Origin of the sequence: Seonamhaeicola sp. NFXS20 (assembly GCF_049132085.1) — a bacterium.
GTDB lineage: Bacteria > Bacteroidota > Bacteroidia > Flavobacteriales > Flavobacteriaceae > Seonamhaeicola.
Genome location: NZ_JAFMPU010000003.1, coordinates 296,776 through 319,398 on the forward strand (window position 1 = coordinate 296,776; position 22,623 = coordinate 319,398).

The following is a 22,623-nucleotide window of genomic DNA, read 5'->3' on the forward strand; positions in this document are numbered from 1 at the left end:
GATTTTAGTTTTGGGTTTCTAATTGAAAATCAATTATTATTTCTTTATTGTCTAAGCCACTAACGGGCACTTCTATAAAGGTGTTGGGTTGTTCTACACCATCAACAACCATTTTTTGTGAATTACCTCTTTTGATATTGATTTTAAATAATGTGCCTCTAAACACTCTTTTATATGACAATTCATTCCAATGCGAAGGTATCTGCGGATTAATTTCAACACCTTTAAACGTTCTATTAAACCCTAAAAGGTTATCAAAACAGTTTAGCATATTCCAAGCAACGGTACCAGTACGCCAAGGGTCATCAGATACATTTCGTTCTTTACGTAAGGCCGAAGGCCCCACATAAGCGTTGGGTTGTGCATAAGGCTCTGATTTTTCTTCTGAAGGCAAAATATTTTTAAACGTTGTAAACGCTTTATCGTTTCTTCCTGCTGCATAATCTGCTGCAATTTTAAAAGATGCTGCATGACAATACACGTTTCCGTTAGTGAAATTTCCTTGTGGTATTCCTGTAATTGAACCAATATCTTTATTGTATTTTGTATAAGGTGGCCAATTATGAACAGGCCCAACAGGAGTATCTACCATAGGCTCTACTTTCTTCATAATATCTTCATACGTTTCGGCATTAATAACACCTGCTAGTACCGCCCATGATTGTGGATTTATAAAAACTTGCCCTTCTTTTGAAGCATTATTTCCAACTTTATTACCTGCATCTGTGTATGCGTAAATAAAATGGTCTTCATCCCAACCATGTTTTAAAATATTGTTTTTAATTTCATGATATCGTGCTGCACATTGGGCTTCTATTTTCTTATCGCCCTTCCAATTAGCTATTTCTTCTACAACTTTAAGCGCTCTTGCTAATGCCATACTCATCCATATGCCTTCGCCTTTTCCTTTGGCTCCAACTTGGTCCATTAAATCATTCCAGTCGCCATGTCTAATAAGTGCTAAACCATGTTCTCCTCTGTCATTCCAAAGAAAGTCTAATGCTCTTAAATTATGCTCCCAAATGGTACCTTCTCCACTATCTGAATAATTAACAACCCTATCAAGTATAGAAAGATCTCCCGTTTCACGAAGTAATGAATAGGTAGCATGACTTATCCAACTTGGTGAGTCTGAATAATGCTTATCGGCTGCAGCAACCTCCATTGAAGATACTCTGAAAGCTCTTGGACAAAACCCATTATTTTTTTGGTTTTGGAGTGCTTTTTCTAACATAGTTAAGGATCTGTCTGGATTTATTATAGCAATACCAGCGGCATCTTGAAGCGTATCTCTATATCCTTTAAAATAAAACCTAGCCCAATCTGCCATAAGGTATAGCTGATGTTTCATCCAAACATTAAACAAATTACTAAAATTGGCATCTGGTGTATTGATTTCTGTGAGCCCTAATCTTGCTATATTTTCTTTTTTTATGCTTTCAAACTCGCTATCAATTAAGGTACTATTGGCGTAAAGCGCAGTAAACTCATCGGCTTCGGCTTCATCAAACACAATTCCCATTACAAAATTGATGCGTTGTTCTTCTCCTTCATTTAAACTCAAATTATGCTGTAATGCAGATACCATAAATTCTGTAGAGGCATCACTATCATTTAACTGTCCGTTTACAACGCTCTGAGGTAAATCAAAATTAGAATTATACCCTAAGAAAACTTCTTTACTGATATCAAAATGGTTATAAGGCACATCGGTATAGGTAAAGGCTCGGTATTTTTCTGTCATAACACTTACTGATCTATTTCTGAAAAACAGGCGTTGTTTTTCTTTATCATGATAGCCATCAACTGCAGAATTGTAACCATAGGTTAAATTAACACCATCTAAAATAACTTTAGCTACACTAAATACTGATATATCTCGTTTTCTACCAGATTCATTTACAACCGTAACAGACCAGATTTCTCCTGCTTCTTTACGAGGAACAAATATTTTGAATATAATTTTAATGCCATTTTGTTTACTCTCTAAGGTAGTATACCCCAAACCATGTGTACAACTGTATTCATCTAAGGTTTGGTTATAAGCACTTAACGTAGCAGACCAAACCTCTTTAGTTTCATTATCTCTTATATATATCTTTCTAGGTGCAGTTCTATCATCTTGTTTTCCAAAAAGATTGGTTAAAACACCATGCTCGTTTTGATATAATGAAAAACCATTAAGATTTTGTCCTACACTAGCTAAATAGGTTGGATTCCATAACATGTTAAACCAATCTCTAGGGGGTTGTGGATTTGTTATTTTATACTCAAATCCATTATTTATAAAACTACCGTACTTCATATATTGTATTTTTTATTTCTAATCAGAAAAAGATGTTTTTATTTACAATGAAATAATTTGTTTTCCTGCTACAAGTTCTACCGATTTACCTTGCCATTTAAACATTCCTTGAACGCCGTTAGGCATTGAAACCTGAGCGTTTAATTTTTTATTATGTTTTCTGTAACTCACCTTAATAATACCTTGTGGATGTGGAAACTCAACATCAAGCTTCTCTAAATCTCCTAAATTAGGAGCAATAACTACAGACTTAAATGAATGTTCTGCTGGGTAAATACCTGCTACTATGTGTAGAAAATCAAAACAAGGACTAGCACTCCACGCATGACACTCTGAGCGCGGATTAATATCTGTTTCTCCAAAAGTTGTCATACCATTTTCAATCATGGTTTGCCAAGGTTTTAATAAACGGAGATATTGATCTCCTAAACCTGCTTTTTGCAATGCCCTAAACAGATAAAATTTAAAATATATTGTTGATTGAAAAAGTGTATCATCTGCTAATAGTTTTTGCATAACATCCTTTTGATGTTCTTTTTTAAACGTATTAGATAAAATACCAAAGATGTTGGTATGCTGTGAGAACATAGATTTGTCTGGAGTTTCTGCAATAAGCCCACGTGCTTCATCAAAGCACAAATTCATTACCGAAGTTTTAATTTTATTAGATAAAGCTCCGTAAGTTTTTGCTTCGTTCTCTAGTTCAAAGAAATCAAACACCGCTTTGGCATGCTCTAAAGATTTAACAAACTGCAACGCTATATTTGCTGAATAACCATTGTCTGCTCCTGGTGGTATTCCGTTTGGAAAATCGATAGTCCAATCAGTAAAATTCCACCAAGCCAAATTAGTTAGCATTCCTGTGTCATCTACTTTTAAAGCAAACCAATCTATAACCGATTTCATTCCTGGAATAAATTGCCGTAAAAATTCTGGATCATTTCGATACATAAAGTAATCGTAAATCATATCTATCCATATTAATGAATATGGCGGTATGATTTGAACAATATTAGATGGGTAACGACTTTGTGTAAGCCCCTCAGGTGTTCGCGAATCATCAAATTGCTGAAGTGTTTTTCGCATTAATCTATCATCACCAGAAACGTAGATTGAAACTAATGATTCTATTTTTGTATCTCCTATGTACTGTAATTGTTCATAGTATGGGTCTATAAACATTTCTTCGGCAGAGTTACGTAACGTTCTCCAAGCGGTATCCCATATTTTTTCAAGAAGCGGGTCTTCTGTACTAAATTTTGCTTTTTGCACAAAAGGATATCCTGTATAAACACCGTAATAGTTTTCAAGAATTAAAGCCTCTTGTTTTGTTTCTATTTCAAGCTCTATAAATCTATAGGTTCTTCTTGACAGTGGTTTAAAAAAACGATTATTGCCACCATCTGGTAAAACAATATCATAATATCCAAAGATAGACTTACCTTCTATTTCATTACGGTTTCCTTTTAAATCAATAAGCATTAAATTACCATCAGATACATTTTCATTAGGAGCTACCTTTTTTTCTAAGGCTTCAGCATAGATTATTTTTATCTTGCTACATTTACCCTTACTAAAAGTTAACTCTGGAAATCCTGTTGTATGGTAGGTTTGATCTATTAAAATCTTAACTTTTGAGTGGCTAGAAATTGTTAAGGCTTTTGTTCCTTTTAAAAAGCCATCATGTATATTGGTTCCGTTTGTACGGGCTATTTTTGTAAATGGCTCTTTTGTTTCTTCCATAAAAGGAATGGTTCTAGGTACAAGAAACCAAGCGCCTCCATAGAGAAACCCTCTCCCAACTGCAAATTCGGTGGCAGCACTTTTAGGCTTTAACCAATGAGCACTGTTATAGACTATATCTTTCCAACCCCAAGGATATTGTGAAGCATCCATTCTATCACATGGTCCTGCTGCATAATAGGCATTAAGCATTTCGCTTGTAAAATTTACAGGTGTGAAAGCATGATTTTTAATCACTTTCCAATCTGCACTCCCTGTATTAATATCTAGACCTAGTTTTCCTTCTCCTTGTAATATAAATGCTGTTTGAAAAGATTGTTGTGATACATTTTTATATTCGCCAAAGTTAACAACCTCTGCTGCTAATACATTTTTTCCTTTTTTAAGATTTGCTGAAATATCAACTGTTTCATAACGTTGATGTGTTAAATCGCCAACCGATGGTCCAAAACACACACTCTTACCATTAACAAAAAGTCTGTAACGATTATCTGCAGAAACAAAAACATTAAAATTCTCTACTTTTTCTTCAATATTAAACTCTAGCCTAAATAGAAAAACTCCAAAATCTTGAGTAGATTCTGTTGGGTGTGTTATCCACTGTGCTTTCCACGCATGTTTAAGCATTTGAAAATCTTTCCCTGCATGGTTTTTGGTAACTTTTGTTTCTGGTGTAATCATTTTTTAACTTTATTCTAAAAATAATAGACTATTAACAGTAATTACTTTATTTCTACTTTAAAGGTTGAAACTGGCAACCCTAAATTAGACACTAAATTTGCTTCGGTATAGGGTTTCCAAGCGTACCGAACATAAATAGTTTTTTTGTAATGCTTTGGTATTTTAAACGATACTGTTTTTTTTAGAATCTTAGGTATTAGCTTTTCAAAAGTTGAATTATCATTACTAATTTCAAGCCCAATAATTTCTTTTGATGTTTGATTTAAACTATTAAAATGCCCCTTAAAATGGATAAAACAAGAATCTTTTGTAATTGATATATTATCAAACAAAGGGCTTTCATAATTATTAATAATTTTATAGGTATCTCCCAGAGCTAATAGTGCTAACCGCTCACCAACTGGTTGTTTATTTTTGGCATGGGTATCTTGTCTGTCTCCAACATCTGTAATAACTACCATTTTTGTGTTAGGTACAATATCTAGTAATTCTCTTTGTGCATTTCTAAATTCTGACCATGCAGGTCTGTTTTCTCTACTTGTTAACTGTACATAATAAAACGGAAAGGCGTTTTTAAAATCTTGTCTCCACAAAGCCACCATTTTTTTAAACATATTTTTATACAGTTTAGGATGCTCTGCATTAGACTCTCCTTGATACCAAATAACACCTTTAATAGGTGTTTGTTTTATTGGTAAAATACCATTTTCATAATTATAACTTGGCATCCACGGGTGCTTCTGCCCTTTATTTTTACTTAAAGAAATTTGCTTTTTTGCTGTAGTAACCATAGCATCTTTTTCTTCTTCTTTATCTGCCCAACGTTGCTTTATAAAGTTTTTAATTGTTACATCACTATCAATTACTTTTTTAGATAACCACGATTCTATTGGCGACCCTGGAACAGCATTGTGAATGATACCTATAGGAATGTTTAATTCTTTTTGAATTTTTTCTGCAAAGTAATAAGCAACTGCTGAAAAATATAATACATTTTCTGGAGTAACGTTTACCCAACCTTTAGTATTAAAATACTGGTTATTTTGAATTTTTTCTAATTCTTTTAAGGTATGAACACCATCTTTACCCGTAGGATATGTTGGTTTCATATTATAAATTCTAATGTTTGGATTGTTGGCTTTTTTGGCTACTTCTTCACCGTTTAAGGTGCGTTTTAAATCTAAATGCATGTTAGATTGCCCCGAGGCCAACCAAACGTCGCCTATTAAAATATTATCTAATTTTATAGTTTCATTTTTTGAAGAAACTGTTAATTGAAATGGACCGCCTGCTTTTTCTTCTTCAAAATAAACTTTCCAATTTCCATTGGCATTTGAAGTTGTAGCAATTGTTATTCCTTTAAACATTACTTGTATTTCAGTGTTTGGACTAGCAATTCCCCAAACAGGAATTTTATGATTTCGCTGTAAAACCATTCCATTTGAAAAAACATCAGCTATTTTTAAATTGCTTTGTGCATAACTTGCTACACATAATAAACAAATAAAAACCATAAAATTGAGACTCTTAATTTTCATAAGTACAAGCTTGCTTTCTATTAAAATTCAGGTTTTAATTTGGTTACTTTTATGGCATCAAATAAAGCAAACGAATCATTTTGTGGTGCCCAATCTTCGGTAGCTCCTCCGTGGAAGGTTGAAAAGTAAAATGAATCTATATCTCCTTTTTCCCATAGTCTATAACGAATATTGGTTTTGTTTATAACCTCTACACCATCTACCCAAACCTGCATCTGTCCATTAGATAAATTATCGTCATTTAATTTAATGCGTTGTGTTAAACGGTACCATTTTCCTGTTTCAAAATAAATATGACTATCTACAGATTCTCCATATTTTGAATTCATATCTATATAATAGAAATACACAATTGCTTCAACCCCTGCATTTCTTTTAACCCACATGTAACGAGCACTCCAACCTTCGCCATTATCAGGATGATTTCCTCCTGTGTATGTAGAGCCTCCACTTGTTAAACCAGGTAGCTTTCCGCCTTGTTTAAAATCAAATCCTTCTTGAAAGAACACATAATAATCTAAATAATATTCGTTTGAAGGGGGTAAACTTTTTATAAATTGTACGCCATTGGTTTCTGGACCAACGGTTCCTTTTGGATAATCTACTTTTAAAACCGGCCCTTTTTCTTCTTTAGGGTCTTTAATAATATGTGCTCTATTACCAAATAAAGACCAACGTATATCTCCTGCTTCTTTTATTAAATCTTGCTTTGTGTAATTACCTTCTTCGGCAGTATCAAAATTTAATTCAAATATTATATTTTGATTTTCAGTTATAGGGTTTGTGCTATCTGTAGTACTTTTAATATTTTCTTGCGCACATGTTTTTAACAAAAACCCATTAATGCATATTATGAATAATATTATTTTTTTCATGAGATTATTATTTGTGAATACCTAAATGTTTAAGCATAAAATTCTTTGTGTTTTTAATAGCTATTTTAGATTCTGGCACTTCATAATACCCTTGCCACACGTGCCACATACCTTCATACACATCTAGTTCTACTTCTTTATTATTTTCTTTAAGATTTCTATACATTCTAATAGCATTACTTAAAAATATTTCTTTACTACCTACTTGAATTAATGTAGGCGGAAATGCTTTTGAATAATCTCCATAAACAGGCGATACATAGGGGTTTTTCCATTCGTTTTTTGGTGCGTAAGCTTCGGCACAATGCTCTAAAAAATTGTTGTAAACCAAATTAGGATCATAGTTTTTTAAAGTAAAATAGGAATCACCTATTTCATCTACATCAGACCAAGGCGACCAAAGTACAAGTGCTTTTGGTATCTCTATTTGCAAATCTCTCATTTTTAAGACAGCACTTGCAGCAATGGCACCTCCTGCAGAATCACCATAAATAGCAATATTTTCTGCATTATATGTTTCTAATAAAGCTTTGTAAGCCTTAATAATCTCATCTATGATTTGGTTGAATTTAGCTTGGGGTGCTAGGGTATAATCTATACTAATAACTCTTAACCCACTAGCATCTGACAACGGAATACTAGATGCCAATGTAACATCGGCAGGATAGAAAACAAAACCACCTCCATGAATGTAAACCACAACCTTATTGGATTTTTCATAATTTTTTGGTTTTACATCAATGGCTCTTATTCCTCCTAAAAAAATAGTGTCTACAGTAGGCTTGTAGGTTTCTATTAATTTAGGCATAAATTGTGCTGCTGCTATTTTAGCATCTTCTTGTATTTTTTCCCATGCTTTAATAGGCGCATTAGCTTTTGGTAAATGTGCTCCTGCATTTCTTCCTTCTACTGTCCAACCGCTTAAAACTTTTTGTGCTTCTTGCGAAATGGTGTAAGGTATATGGAATTTATCCTGCACATCAACAACTACTTCTTTTTCCTGTTTTTTACAAGACATTAAAGACATAAGTAAAAAAATTAATATGATATACTTCATTGTATTCTAAACAGAATTTCTTTTATCAATTAACAACTAATTTTTGAGTATGGAAAGTTCTATTATTAAATAACTTTAAAACATACACTCCTTTACTTAAATTAACGTTTATTTGAATTTGATTAGATGATTTTGCTTCCAAGGTTTGATTGAAAACTTTAGTACCACTAACCGAGTAAATTTCTAAGTTTGTATTTTGACTTAGCAAACTACTTTTAATAGTTAAACTTTTGCCATTGGTTGGATTTGGAAAAACTAACAAATCATTATTATCTATTACTTTTTCTTGGTTTGATAATGACGTAGCTATTTGAAGCGTTAATAAAGGTGCATTTACACCTGTAGTTTCATCACTAATTCCATAATAATTAGCTGCAGCAGTTGGCAACGATGTTGGAGAACTTTGATTTATTGGCGCATCAATATTTAAACGTAAAAATATATAATCTCCTTCTGTGGCTCCTGCGTTGTATTGTGCATTAATGTAATTTATTAATGCTTCATTACCCAAATTAGAAGTTACAACTTCTCTATCTGGTGTGTAAGCTGTTCCTACTGTTTCTAATCTTGTTATAAAATCATCTTGAATTGCAGTATCTGTACCTCTTAATGTGTTATACACATCATCATAATGATCTGAGGGATTTAGTGTATTACTACTACTGTATGGTAAACCATATAAATCTATATTTGAAGTTATCCAATTTCTTACATAATGAACATTTACTTTTAAACTTGCCAAAACCACTTCATTCCCACTAGGTCTTTCTGGTAATTGAAAAGGTAAAATAGCGCTTGTAGTTACACCATCGCCATTGGCAGCACTTCCACCAACTTTTAAAGTGAGTTCAGATGGCGTTCCGGTACTATTTCCTGCAAGCCATGGGTTAGTTCCTGTATATTGACTAGTATTTGAAATGATACCATCTCCTGTTGAAGTTATCTCATATGTATCAGTAGGAACAACATTTGGATCTCCTTGAAATTCATAACAACCAGCATCTACTGTGCCATTATTATACACTCTATTATTACCATCAATATCTGTTAAAGATAAGTCTGTATTGATTCCAAAATCTACTGCCGGACTTGAGGCTTTTAAATGAAAATCACCATTAGGATAATCTAGAAAATATGCAAAATAGTTAGCATAATCATTTTGATTAACATCTAGATTATTTTCTACAATAGTTGTGGTATCATATGTCCAAGGCGTGTATTGTGCACATATGTTATTACGAATGATATTATTTGAATTTGATCTTGCTTGTCCTGATTTACTTTGGTCATCAATGTATATTCTTGGAATCTCATCAGTATCTGTAAAAAGTGGGCTTTGAATTACAGTATTGTTTTGTATTCTGCAATTTTGAGCTCCATATAAAGATATACCATGGTAATGATTATTAACAACTAAGTTATTTTCAACTACCCAACCCTCTGCAGAACCATCGGTAATAATAATACCTTGCATAGAGTTTCCTATTAAATTATTATCTAATACAAATTGTGAAGGGTTCTCAAAAATGATGATTTTATTGTTTCTAAAAACCACGTTGGTAACCATATAATCTCCTGATAATTTATAAACCTGAAAAGCATCATCATGGTTTATGGCATAATCTTCAATAAAGCAATTCTTTATATTATTGTTTTCATAAACACTGTAGGAACCAAGCCCTCTTATAGCATCGCCTGCAAAATTTTCAATGATGTTATTTTGCATTAAAGTATTATCACCTCGTAACTCTACGGCATGATATAGATTGAAAAACGTATTATTGGTTAAAGTAATATTGCCTCCTCTAAATTCTACACCACTTGCGCTATTAGCATACCAATCAGACTGTGTCCAGATTGAAGAATCTGCTGCAGATTGTACCAAGCAATTATTTAAAGTGATATAACTTGTATTAGTATCTCCAACTACAATATATTCTTCTTTTGAAAAAGATTGTGAACTAGCATCAAATTTAATATCTTCAAACGTGATGTGGTTGCAATTATTAATTTGAATTTTATTTAAAACCGCTTGTTGTAGATTAACAGATTTGATAAGTAAGTTTGTTTGAAATTGTAAATTTCCTAAATAACCCTGTCCATGATTTCCATCTAATAGAAAAATAACGTCGTTATCTTGTAAACCTACGGTGGCCCAATTAACATCTCCAAATGCGGGAAATGGGTTAGCTTGCGAACCATCATTTAAATTACTTCCATTTAATGGGTCACAATAATAAGTTGTTTGTGCCTGTGTATAAAACACAAAGCAACTTGCTAAAACAATTATATTAAGCAGTTTTAACTTCATTATTTTGATATAGATACTAAGTTTGAATTAAAAACGAGGAGATAGACTTCTCCTCGCTTTTAAAATTTAATGTAAGTTACTGTACAATTAACTTTTGAGTTTTTGTTAGGGTTTTGTCTTGTAACTTAATAATATATAAACCTGTTTTTAGGTTTAAATTAGTTTGAAAATTATTTCTAGAATTAACTTCTACTTTTTCTGTATGTACTAACTGGCCTGTTATAGAATAAATGTTTAATTCTGCATCATTGCTAAAATCTTTTAAAGAAATATTTAATCTACCGTCTTTTACAGGATTAGGATATATACTTAAGTCTGATTCTTCTAATTGTTTTACACCTAGCGTTCCTGTAAAACCTAATTCTAATTTAGCTGGTGTAGCAGAGTCGCCACCTTCTATATTAAAATATTGAGAACCTGTCATAGCTGTATTATCAATACTTAATCTTAAAAACACCCAGTCTCCGGCCACAGCGCCAGCGTCATATTGTGCATTTATATAAGCTATTAAATTTGCATCTGCTGTTGTTTCTTCCCATCGTGGGGTATCTAAATCTCCTAATTCTACGTTTTTATTGAAATAATCATCTTCAATTGGTGTTACACCAGGAGTAGCATCTGGATATGCCCCTGAAAAATAATCTGAACTAAAAATTTCAAGACCTGTTCCGCCATTAGCTGTTTGTTTTTTATATGATAATCCATACAAGTCTACATTAGCATTAAGCCACTGTCTTCCGTAACTAACATATACATTTAATTTTGCATAATCAACTGTTTCTCCTGATGGACGTTCTGGTAACTCAAAAGGAATAATAACACTTGTTAAATTTCCAGATCCATCTACAGCACTAGAACCTAATTTTGCTGCTCCCCATAAATACGGATTATTAGTTGTAATAACAGAAGCATCAGACACATAACCATCTTCTGTTGGTGCTTCTATTGTATAATCTGCTGTTGCACCTGCACTAGCATCTTCAACTTCAATAGTTAAAGTTGGTGCATTTGCGGTAGAACCATCAGAAATTCCAAAATAATGAGCTCCTGTAGTAGCTGGGTCATCTACATTAAGTCTTAAAAACACATAATCTCCGGCTACAGCGCCAGCATCATATTGTGCATTTAAATAGGCTACTAATGCTGCATCTCCCGTAGCGCTTGTTTCTTCAAAACGAGCAGTATCTAAACTTCCGGCAGCAACATTTTTAGCAAAATAATCATCTTCTATTGGAGTGACACCAGATGTAGCATCTGGATATGCTCCATCGTAATGATCTGCTGGATCAAGAGTACTTGCTGCATTATACGGTAAACCATACAAATCTACATTTGATGTAATCCATTCTCTTCCGTAGTTTACATGAACTTTTAAATTTGCAGAAACTACTAATTTACCAGCAGGTCTTTCTGGCAATTTAAAAGGAATAATAGCACTTGTTGTAAAAGCAACTCCTGTTGATGCACTTGCCCCTACTTTTAATGATTTTATTCCTCCTACATTATTACCTTCAAGGTAAGGGTTAAATGATGGTACATCTGTAATATTTGAAACAATACCATCATTGTGATATGCTTGTCCTGAAACTAATTCTGGGGTTACATTGTATGTTGTTGTTTGTGCTTGCAACACAAATGGTGTTACAGCTAATGTAACTCCAAAAATTAAATACCGTAATTTTGTTTTCATAATCTTATTAGTTTAATGGTTTATATTTAATTTAGTTTACTATTAATTTTTGCGTTTTATATTTTATCCCGTCTTTTAACTGAACAATATAAAGCCCTGACTTTAAGTTTAATTGAGTTTTAAATTTTTGATAAGCCCCTCTTTCAATAACTTCATTATGAACTAAACGCCCTAATGAAGAATAAATATTCATAACAACTTTATTAGACTCTAGTCCTTGAGTTGAAATACTTAATGTATTACCTGTTAAAGGGTTTGGGTAAAGCTTAAAACTAGATTTCTCAAAAGAATCTGCACTAAGTACATTTTCAATTTCTAATGTTAAGGTTGGCGCTTCAGTAGTAGATTCATCGCTTATACCATAGTAATGTGCACCAACAGATCCTGAAGTAGCATCAATACTTAAGCGCAAAAACACATAATCTCCTGCAACAGCTCCTGCATCATATTGAGCGTTGATATAGTTAACCAAAGCAGCATCTCCTGAGTCGTCAGAATTTACTTCTCTATCTGTAAATATTTCAGTTCCTAAAGGTTCTGTTCCTTCTGTATCTCTAACAACAAAAGCATCTTGAATACCTGTTACTGTGGCTGTTGGGTCTGCATAAGTTCCATCGTAAAAATCGTTTGGAGATATAGTAGATGATGAGCTATATGGCAATCCATACAAATCAATATCAGAAGATATCCAGTGTCTTATATAAGCAATATTAACCTTTAAATTTGCTGAAACAACTTGCTTACCTGCTGGACGAACTGGTAATTGAAAAGGAATAATAGCATTAGTTGTATAGCCAGCACCTGTTGAAGCACTTTGCCCTAATTTTAAAACCTTTGTGCCATCAATATCATTACCATTTAACCAAGGATTTGTTCCTCCTTCTGGTAAATTAGATATATCTGAAATAATACCATCTCCTGTTGGTATTATGGTATACTCTGTAGTTGCGTTACCACCAGAATCTGGACTTACAGATAACTTAAATGATTGTGATGTAAAACTTCGGCCATTGTCTGCTATTAATGTTATGTTTTGATAATCCCCAGCGTCAGAAACTGTTGGTGTAAAAGTGATACTACCTGTATTATTGCCATTATCTGTTAGTACTCCAAAACTTGGAAGATTAGATGCTGTAAAAGTAATAGCATCTCCACCTGTTGTTGAAGCAGCAAAATCAATTTGCAAAGTACCTCCTTCAATCATAGATTGATCTCCAATAGTTGGAATAATAACAGCGGGATCTGAGTCTGCAACTCCTGTTAAAGTAACTTGTCCTGCATCTGGAACTGCCTTAACTAGGGCATATTTATTTCCATTATGTGTTATTATTTCTGCTTCTACAGCCCCTCCATTTTGTACAGCCGAAACACTCACCCAACTATTATCAATTCTTATTTTAACTGTTAAAGGAAAATAGAATGCAGTGTCTAACATAGTATCTGTTAGAGTGAATTTTATTTCACTAGCACCTACACTATCAATAGTTAAATTATGTGTTGCAAAAGATTGTGAATATTGGGTAACCTCAGTAAAACCGGCAACCCATAATTCTGGTTTATTAGCCAAATACTGCAAAAACGCATCTGTTGTTGTTTCGCCTGCCGTATCTAAACTATGAAAATGGGTGCTCCCCCAGCCTCTATAATAGTTAGTTCCGTAAAGCGTACTTGTTTTATCTAAAAGCGGTAATATATATTTATCTCTGTTTGTGTTATTATCATAAATATAGATATTTGATATACTATTTATGTCTAAATAATTTACTGTATTAGCTTGATTTAAGAACCCCTGCGTTCCTCTTATACCAATAAAAACTTTTCTAGCTTCGGTTGAATTACCTTCACCATAAGGGTAAGCATAGGTTAAGCAATTATTATTTCCAGAAGTAACTTCTGTATCTACCTTTGTTTTTGTTGCTTGTAATCTTGCTAAGTAATCAGCATCTGTTGGATTTGTTTCTCCACCTGTTGGATTACTGTACCAGTTTCTATCATCGTGCCCATTTATTTGACTTCCTAAACTAGCAAGGTCATTATATAGGCTCCAATCTTGCACATTGTATTGTGAGTCTGCTTCTGTAATTACAAACCAAGTAAAATGAAAACCGTACTTGGTTATCATAGTCTTCCAAAATGGAATATTTTGCTCATTATTATCATCTATGGTTATTGTAAAAGCTGCTAACTTATCATCATTCCATAAACAAACATCTCCTTCTCCAACATTAGTTGGCCAAACCTTATCTGTAATACTAAACCTTGAACCAACAGCTGGGTCTAGATTAAACAAATTTTGTCCACTTGATTTAAAAATGGGTAGTAAAGCAATTAAAAAAATTGTAATTTTTTTATACATGAGATTTTTATTTTGAGAGTCCATTATTCTTCTTAAAAACATTATATAATAATGCTGTAAAAAGAAGATAACACTCTCAAATATAAACACAAATAATCTACTAAACCTACTGTTTACAGGCGCTTACAGCGAGAAAAGACAAAACAAACAAACAATTAAACAGATAGTATAAACCCTTAACAGTTTTTATTAAAGATTCCTACAAAATGGTATTTATTAAAATGTAGTATTTTATTTAGTAATACCTACCAAACAAATAAAATTTGCTTTTTTAATTCCCCATCTATTAAATACTCTAACATATATTTCCCTGTAGAAAGCCCTAAGTTTTCGGTACGAAAAACAAGATCTGGCAAATTTGAAGGTATTAAAGAATGAGCAAAAACTTCTTCTCCAGAAAAGTTTAATAGCCTTAATTGAACTTGCTTATTATTTTCAAATCCTAGAAAATAAAAAGAAACATTTCCTGATTTTAATGGGTTTGCAGAAGTAACCACTATATTCTTTACTGGTAACGTTTTAGTAGTTGTTACAGGTTTTTTATCTGGATAACCAACGGTTATTTCTAACTTAGGTGTATTTTCTTTTTTATTACTATTTGCACTAACAAAATTCCATCTATTATAATCTGAAACATCTTTAGCGTTTGGATTTATTCTTAAAAAAATATAATCACCTGCTTTAGCTCCAGACTCCATAATACTGCTTAAATAACCTTTTAATGCATTTCTACCCAAATCTGACATTTTTATTTCGCCAACATAAGTTTCAGCATCTATTAAATTATGCTGAATAGGTCTTGCACTTAAATCTTGCCCAAATGTACCTTGATAAAACATATCATCTGTAACCCAAAAGTTTGACTTTGGAGTTAACCCGTACAAATCAATTCCTCCTTGTGGTTGATTATCTATTTTTGATAAATAAACGCTAAAACTTGCAGATAGTATTTTTTTACCTTGAGGAATTAACGGAATTTTAAATGGAAATATTCCTGCGCCATCAATACCTTCAGCTACGCCTCCAACTCTAATTTGTGGTTGCCCATCCCAATCGCCCTTTCCTTTAGAATGAATTTGTCTGTCTGAAACCTCTGAAACGATGGTAAAAGTTTCATTAGACTCATTAATTTTTGTGTACTCATAAGCGCCTATATTAACAAAACTACCATACATGCGTTTATTCAAACTAGCATCTAAAGTAGGTGCTAGTTTTAAAAACCCTGCATTTAAAGCTTTTGAATTTTTACTTAATGAAAAATCAAAAAGGGCCCAGTTTTTAAAACACATATCAAAATCATGAACTGAAACAGGAATTTCAAGGTTATTATCTGCAAATCCTTTAATATTTTCAAACAAAAAATTGTTAGATAAATTGTTTCCTACTATAATGTTAGACGAACTGTTTTTACCAATAATATTAATAGCTGTAGGAATATTAATTTCACTATTATCATCTACTTTAAGTCCAAAATATGGGTTAATTACAGTATTATTTACAATTTTTAAATTATTAACATCTCCCTCAAGGTAAATACCGTTTTTTGTATTTGTAACCACAGTATTATTTTCAAAAATACAATCAGAAACAGCATTGTTAAATGAATAAATCCCATTAAAACCCCCTATATTATCTCTGTTTATTTTAGTAAAATTAACTATGTAATTACCTCTAAAAATATTCCCTTTGGTTTCTGTATTATTTATAAAAATGCCATTATTAACTACATCATCTGTTGCTACACTTTCTTTAATTAAATTATACTCAAAAATGTTATAACTACCCAAAACCTCAACAGCATTACTTTTAAAAAATTCTATTCTATTATTTCTTATTTGATTTTTTAAGCCTGAAACATATATCCCAATATTATAATTACTTATTACATTATGTTCTATTTTACATTGCACCCCATTAACTTTAATAGCTACAATATTGTTTTTGTTTGAAGATTTAAAATAATTTTCTAACAATCTAATTTTAGAACTATTTTCATGAATAAAAACAGTATTAGAGTTTTTAGAATCTTTAAAAATGATATTTGAAAATGTCCATCTTGATGCTTTAAATTGGTTGTTTCCGAATATTATAGAATTAATAATAGGAACCTCTCCATGCACCCCAACTACTTTAATGTACTTATCATTTTCACCTATTACTTCAACATTACCATGATTACCAGAAAGTAAAAATATAACATCACCAGATTCAAATTTAATACCTGTCTTAAAAACACTTTCTAATGTGCCCCACGGATGTTCTTTACTACCATTATTATTAGAATTACCATGAACTGGATCACAAAAATAATTCTTAGCATAAATTGTTTGCCCTATTAAAATACATAGCGCAAATGTTAGAAAAGCTTTCATATGAATAGTGTAAATTATTAACTCTTGGTCACAAATTATTTGGGTAAATAAAATCTAAACCTTAAAATCAAAAGTACAGAAATACACCTCTTAATTTAAAGCACAACCCCCATTAAACTACATAAAAAGCAAATAAAACAAGTAATTAAGCAGATTGTACAAATACTATTTTTAAGATAATTACAGAAAAGAATTTAAACATCAAAAAACAGACATTTAAGACATTTGTTTAGACAAACTGTCCATTTTTTTTAATCATATACTACTTTAAGTTTGTAAAATTCAATCATTACAAAAACAATTAAAATAAATCTAACACAAAAATATAATGAAAATTACAGGAATTAAATTGTACACCATTAGTAGTGGAGATACGGGAGCGCGTGGTGCTTCAATGGGTGAATCTCAATATTGGGGTGGTGGTTGGCAAGCTCAAACATTAATTGCAAATCCTATGTCTGTATACCCCGAATATTCTAAAGTACGTTCTTCCTGGATGGGACCTGGACAAGATCCCTTCGCTATTGAAATAGAAACTGATAAAGGCATAACCGGTCAATGTGTTAATTATGGTGGTGGAGCGTTTGCTTGTGCGGTAATAGAAAATCATTTTAAACGCTTTTTAATAGGTCAAGACCCCTTCAATATTGAAATGATTTGGGATCAAATGAACCGTTCTACTTTACCATATGGTTTAGGTGGTATTACAAATATGGCTATGGCTGGGGTAGACCTAGCTTTGTATGATTTAGTTTCTAAATATCTTAATATTCCCGTTTATAAATTTTTAGGAGGTAAAACAAAAAACTCCATTCCTTGTTATGCAACAATTCATCCAGATAACGCAAGTTATTGGAAAAACAGAGGCTTTATGGGTGTTAAAATTGCTGCTCCGTGGGGTGCAGAAAGCGGTTTAGATGGTGTTAAAAAAATGGAAAAACTAATTGCCAATTTACGCTCAGATCTTGGTGATAACATGGAAATAATGATTGATTGTTATTTATCATGGGATATTGAGTTTACAACTAGATTAGCTCAACGCGTTCAAGATTATGATGTTAAGTGGTTTGAAGACCCATTACAAAATGGATGGGCAACTAAACAAAACGCCTTTTTAAGAGATCAACTTGGTGCCATTCAATTAGCTACAGGAAATCTTGAGTATCACTACAAAGCTTTCCATGATATTATTTCAAATGAAGCCACAGACATTATTCAACCAGAAATTCAATGGGCTGGTGGTATAACCGCTGTTAGAAGAATTGCTGCCATGGCAAAACCATATGATATGCAAGTTATTCCTCATGGAGCATCTGTATATAACTATCATTTTGTAATGTCTAACACAAACAGTGCATACGCAGAGTTTCTTACAACAGGCGAAGGCAAAGAACTTCACCCAATTTTTGATACAATTATAGGCGAACCACTACCTGTTAATGGACATATAACTCTAGATGAAACAAAACCTGGATTTGGTGTAGAATTAAATAGAGAAAAACTAATTCCATATAATGACTAATAACAAATTAAATGTTGGTGTTGTGGGTGCAGGATGGTGGGCAACCTATGCGCATATTCCTGGAATTATTGAGCATGAAAGAGCCAACTTAAGCGCCATTTTTAAACGAGATTTAAATAAAGCTAAAATTGTTGCTCAAGATTTTGGTGCAGATCAAGCTTTTGATGATTACAAGTCTCTAATTCTTATGAAAGATTTAGATGCGGTAATAATCAGTTCAACTCCCAATATGCACTATGAGCATGCAAAGTTTGCATTAGAACAAGGCAAACATGTTTTAATGGAAAAACCAATGACTATAACAGTTGATGAATCGCAGGAACTTTGTGCTTTAGCCGCCAATAAAAAACTTGAATTTCTTGTTAGTTGCCCTTGGCATTACACAAAACATGGAATTGAAGCTCGTAAACTTATAAAAAATGGGGAGTTAGGATTAATCAAAATGATTTCCATACTCATGACTAATCCTATTGATAAATTATTAAAAGGCATAAATACCACACCAACTCATGAAATGGACGATGTTTACCAAGAACCAAACAAAGGCTCTTATAACGACCCCTCAATTGCAGGAGGCGGACAGATTTACTGCCAAGTTTCACATGCTGGAGCCTATTTAAGTTTCTTAACTGATGCACATCCTAAAGAAGTTTATGCCAAATTTGATTATGCCGGTTCTGTAAATGATATCTATGATGCCCTTACTATTACTATGGACAATGGAACATTAGTTAACCTTGCAAGTACAGGTGCAACTCCAACAAATATTAAAAATTATGAAGTAAGGATTTTTGGAACTAAAGGCGTTTTACTCTTAGAACTATGGAAAGGCACAATGGAATTTTATCCTTTTCATGGAGAATCTAAAAAATACGAAACCTTAAACGCAGAAGAAATCTACCCACATAAAGCACCTGTTTTAAATTTTATTGATGCCTGTCTTGGTTTAGATACTAATGGTTCTAAAAGCGAACACGGTTTAGCTGCTATGAAAATAATTGAAGCAGCATGTACTTCAAATAACACAAAAAAACCAGTAAAAATAAAAGATTTATGAATCGATTTGATAACCAAATAGCGGTTATAACAGGAGGTGGCACCGGTATAGGATTAGCTGTAGCCGAAAAATTAGCTAGCGAAGGTGCTAAAATTTGGCTTCTTGATTTGAATGAAGATTTAGTTAAAAAAGCTGCTCAATCTCTTAAAAATAAAGGTTATGAAGCAGATTTTATTGCTGCAGACATCTCTAATGAAGATGATGTTAAAATTGCTTTTGAAAAAATAAAGGAAAAAGGAAACTGCCAAATTGTTGTTAATTCTGCTGGTATTGTTGGCCCTAATGGTATTACTACAGACCAAGTTGATACTTCAGAATTTATAAAAACCTGTCAGGTTAATTTAACAGGGTCATTTCTCATAACAAAATACGCTCTTAAACTTATGCTTCCTAATAATTATGGCCGCATCTTACTCATCGCATCAATAGCAGGTAAAGAAGGTAATGCTGGTATGGCTTCGTATTCTGCTTCAAAAGCAGGCGTTATAGGTTTAACAAAAGCAGTAGGAAAAGAACATGCAGAATCTGGCATTACTATAAACGCCATAGCACCAGCAACTATAATGACTCCTATGGTAGAAAAAATGGAACCCCATCAGGTTAAGTATATGACAGATAAAATACCTATGAAACGATGTGGTAAATTAGAAGAAATAGCTAATCTAACAGCGTGGATTGTCTCAAAAGAAGCTAGCTTTAATACAGGGTTTACTTTTGATATGACAGGTGGTAGAGCTGTTTACTAATGGTAAAAAAGTAAATAATGAAAACCATTAAAGGCATTACATGGAATCATAGTAGGGCTTTCCCCCCATTAGTTGCTGTTTCGCAACGTTATGAAGAATTAAACCCAGGCATTCGTATTCATTGGGATAAACGCTCACTTGATGAATTTGGGCATAAGCCTATTGATCAACTTATAAAAGAATATGATCTTATTGTAATTGATCATCCTTGGGCAGAATTTTGTTTTGATAATAACTTAGTTATTAATCAGAAAAAATATTTAACAAAAAATCAATGGGCAGATTTAGAACAAAATTGTATTGGTAAATCTTTTGAAAGCTATGTTTTTAACAACAAACTACTAGCAATACCCATAGATGGAGCTACACCTGTTCCTAGTTGGAGACCAGATTTAATAAAAAAACATGACATAGAATTACCCAAAACATGGGATGATTTAATTGCATTAAGCGACAAAAAACATGTAATAATGCCAGGGTTTGGTGCAGATTTATTCTTAAACTGGTTAATGTTACTTTATGCCTTAGAAGCAAACCCTTTTAATTCCCGTAGCATTTTTGCTAATAAAGATAAAGCTATAGAAGCCATGCAACTCTTAAAATGTTTAGCAGAACCTATGCCTAAAGATATGCTTGATTGGAACCCTATAAATATAGCAGAGTTAATGACCAAAGAAGATAGGTTTGCCTTCTGTCCTTTTGCTTATAGTTACAGTAATTATTGCAGGCCATCCTTCACTAAAAACCCTTTAAAATACGGGAACTTAATTAAACTAAACAATAAACCTTTGAAAAGTATTTTAGGAGGTACTGGTATTGCTATTTCAGCTAATTGTAATCAAATTGAATTAGCACTTAACTTTTCATTGTATTGTGCAAGCGCAGAGGTTCAATCTAATATTTATTTATACGCCGGAGGGCAACCGGTACGTGAAGAAGTCTGGAATTTAGAAAAAATTAAAGATTTTACTGGTGGATTCTTTTCAAATAGCTTTCTATCTCATGAAAAAGCATTAATTCGCCCAAGATATAATGGCTATGTGCCTTTTCAAGAAAAAGCAGGTGTTCCGTTACAACAATACATTTCGGGTAAAATTTCAGCAAATAGTGCTTTAAATAGTATTAGCAGATACTATCAAGATAGCCTTAAAAAATAAAATTATGTGCAACTTAAGTTCTAAATTCTCATGTGCTGATTTTACTTTTCCTTTACTTCCACATTATAAAGTACTACAATTAATTAAACTTATAGGAGTTGATGCCGTAGATATTGGTTTGTTTGAAGGAAGATCTCACCATTTTCCTAGTGATATTTCAAAAAATCCAACAAAAGAAGGAATACGTTTGGCTAAAGATTTAAAAGAAATAGGACTTGAACCAGCCGATGTGTTTTTACAAACTGGTGAAGAACCAAACATAGCAGCAACAAATTCACCAGACAAGAATACACGAAAAAATAACCGTACTACTTTTCTAAAAACATTAGAATTCACTAAAACGCTTGGGTGCAAACACATTACTGGTTTGCCCGGAGTTTTTCATGAAAAACAGACTACACAAGATGATTGGAAAATAGCTTGTGAAGAAAACCACTGGCGAGTAGAAAAAGCCAAAGAGTTTAATATTACTTATGCCATAGAAGCTCATGTTGGCTCTATTTTACCAGATGCTATTAGTACATTAAAATTCATTAAAGAATGCCCTGAAATAACGCTAACATTAGATTATGGACATTTTATATATCAAGGGCAAACTAACAAGTCTGTACATCCATTAATTAAACACACTTCACATTTTCATGCAAGAGGAGGTACTAAAGGAAAACTTCAAACTAGCGTTAAAGACAATAAAATAGATTTTAAAGCCATTGCTCTTCATTTAAAACAAAATAAGTATTCAGGGTTTACATGCATGGAATATGTTCATGTAGATTGGGAAGGCTGTAATAAAACAGATAATATTTCAGAAACTATTAGATTACATAATCTTTTAAAGCAATTAGTGTATTCTGAATAAAAAGCCATCTTCATTCATTAAGAAAAAGAGTAGTATGATTATACTAGCATATATTTAATAACCTATATAGCTATTTTAGGACGAATCATTCCTCTCTATTCACTATTCACATCTCACTACTCACTTAAAAAGTGACTCCACCAGGACTCGAACCTGGATCTAAAGTTTAGGAAACTCTTGTTCTATCCCTTGAACTATGGAGCCTTTAAAAAGTCATTGCTTTAAACAAAAAAGACCTTACATTTCTGTAAAGTCTTTAGTTGCTCCTCAGGCTGGGCTCGAACCAGCGACCCTCTGATTAACAGTCAGATGCTCTAACCAACTGAGCTACTGAGGAAGGTTATGTTTCGCTTT

The 22,623-nt window shown here is 32.6% G+C and carries 14 protein-coding genes and 2 tRNA genes; 5 read left to right on the forward strand and 11 right to left on the reverse strand.

Annotated features, from left to right (window positions below):
• Window positions 1–4: 4 nt before the first annotated feature.
• From J1D01_RS07455 to J1D01_RS07495, 9 genes are all read right to left on the reverse strand, one after another.
• Window positions 5–2,305 carry a GH36-type glycosyl hydrolase domain-containing protein gene (locus J1D01_RS07455; RefSeq protein WP_421150375.1) on the reverse strand — a complete coding sequence of 767 codons (2,301 nt, stop codon included), beginning with the start codon at window positions 2,303–2,305 and terminating at the stop codon, window positions 5–7.
• Window positions 2,306–2,347: 42 nt separating this feature from the next.
• The gene (locus tag J1D01_RS07460; protein ID WP_421150376.1) at window positions 2,348–4,729 is read right to left on the reverse strand and encodes an alpha-L-rhamnosidase N-terminal domain-containing protein; all 2,382 of its coding nucleotides are present in this window, start codon (window positions 4,727–4,729) and stop codon (window positions 2,348–2,350) included.
• A gap of 41 nt (window positions 4,730–4,770) precedes the next feature.
• Window positions 4,771–6,267, reverse strand: a complete 1,497-nt coding sequence (locus J1D01_RS07465; protein WP_421150377.1) for a sialate O-acetylesterase — start codon at window positions 6,265–6,267, stop codon at window positions 4,771–4,773.
• Between the two features lie 20 nt (window positions 6,268–6,287).
• A complete protein-coding gene (locus J1D01_RS07470; RefSeq protein ID WP_421150378.1) occupies window positions 6,288–7,142 on the reverse strand; it encodes a polysaccharide lyase in 855 nt (284 codons plus the stop codon).
• Between the two features lie 7 nt (window positions 7,143–7,149).
• Window positions 7,150–8,199: an alpha/beta hydrolase fold domain-containing protein gene (locus J1D01_RS07475; RefSeq protein ID WP_372936976.1), complete on the reverse strand. Its 1,050-nt coding sequence runs from the start codon at window positions 8,197–8,199 to the stop codon at window positions 7,150–7,152.
• Window positions 8,200–8,224: 25 nt separating this feature from the next.
• Window positions 8,225–10,510, reverse strand: coding sequence for a right-handed parallel beta-helix repeat-containing protein (locus J1D01_RS07480; protein WP_421150379.1), 2,286 nt, complete (start codon window positions 10,508–10,510; stop codon window positions 8,225–8,227).
• A 76-nt stretch (window positions 10,511–10,586) separates the two neighbouring features.
• A complete protein-coding gene (locus J1D01_RS07485; RefSeq protein ID WP_421150380.1) occupies window positions 10,587–12,200 on the reverse strand; it encodes a T9SS type A sorting domain-containing protein in 1,614 nt (537 codons plus the stop codon).
• A 31-nt stretch (window positions 12,201–12,231) separates the two neighbouring features.
• Window positions 12,232–14,556 carry a T9SS type A sorting domain-containing protein gene (locus J1D01_RS07490; protein WP_421150381.1) on the reverse strand — a complete coding sequence of 775 codons (2,325 nt, stop codon included), beginning with the start codon at window positions 14,554–14,556 and terminating at the stop codon, window positions 12,232–12,234.
• A 245-nt stretch (window positions 14,557–14,801) separates the two neighbouring features.
• A complete protein-coding gene (locus J1D01_RS07495) occupies window positions 14,802–16,928 on the reverse strand; it encodes a hypothetical protein (protein WP_421150382.1) in 2,127 nt (708 codons plus the stop codon).
• A 328-nt stretch (window positions 16,929–17,256) separates the two neighbouring features.
• On the opposite strand from J1D01_RS07495, the gene J1D01_RS07500 reads away from it, so the two are divergent.
• The 5 genes from J1D01_RS07500 to J1D01_RS07520 are packed head-to-tail and all read left to right on the forward strand — an operon-like array spanning window position 17,257 to window position 22,269.
• The gene (locus J1D01_RS07500; protein WP_421150383.1) at window positions 17,257–18,450 is read left to right on the forward strand and encodes an enolase C-terminal domain-like protein; all 1,194 of its coding nucleotides are present in this window, start codon (window positions 17,257–17,259) and stop codon (window positions 18,448–18,450) included.
• Window positions 18,443–19,507: a Gfo/Idh/MocA family protein gene (locus J1D01_RS07505; protein WP_421150384.1), complete on the forward strand. Its 1,065-nt coding sequence runs from the start codon at window positions 18,443–18,445 to the stop codon at window positions 19,505–19,507. The genes J1D01_RS07500 and J1D01_RS07505 overlap by 8 nt, the downstream gene beginning before the upstream one ends.
• A complete protein-coding gene (locus J1D01_RS07510; RefSeq protein WP_421150385.1) occupies window positions 19,504–20,253 on the forward strand; it encodes an SDR family NAD(P)-dependent oxidoreductase in 750 nt (249 codons plus the stop codon). The genes J1D01_RS07505 and J1D01_RS07510 overlap by 4 nt, the downstream gene beginning before the upstream one ends.
• A 17-nt stretch (window positions 20,254–20,270) precedes the next feature.
• Window positions 20,271–21,410 carry an ABC transporter substrate-binding protein gene (locus J1D01_RS07515; RefSeq protein WP_421150386.1) on the forward strand — a complete coding sequence of 380 codons (1,140 nt, stop codon included), beginning with the start codon at window positions 20,271–20,273 and terminating at the stop codon, window positions 21,408–21,410.
• 4 nt (window positions 21,411–21,414) lie between these two features.
• Window positions 21,415–22,269, forward strand: a complete 855-nt coding sequence (locus tag J1D01_RS07520) for a sugar phosphate isomerase/epimerase family protein (protein WP_421150387.1) — start codon at window positions 21,415–21,417, stop codon at window positions 22,267–22,269.
• 132 nt (window positions 22,270–22,401) lie between these two features.
• Here the strand turns inward: J1D01_RS07520 and J1D01_RS07525 are convergent.
• Together J1D01_RS07525 and J1D01_RS07530 are read right to left on the reverse strand one after the other, a co-directional pair.
• A tRNA-Arg gene (locus J1D01_RS07525) sits at window positions 22,402–22,473 on the reverse strand.
• Between the two features lie 59 nt (window positions 22,474–22,532).
• A tRNA-Asn gene (locus J1D01_RS07530) sits at window positions 22,533–22,606 on the reverse strand.
• Between the last annotated feature and the right edge of the window lie 17 nt (window positions 22,607–22,623).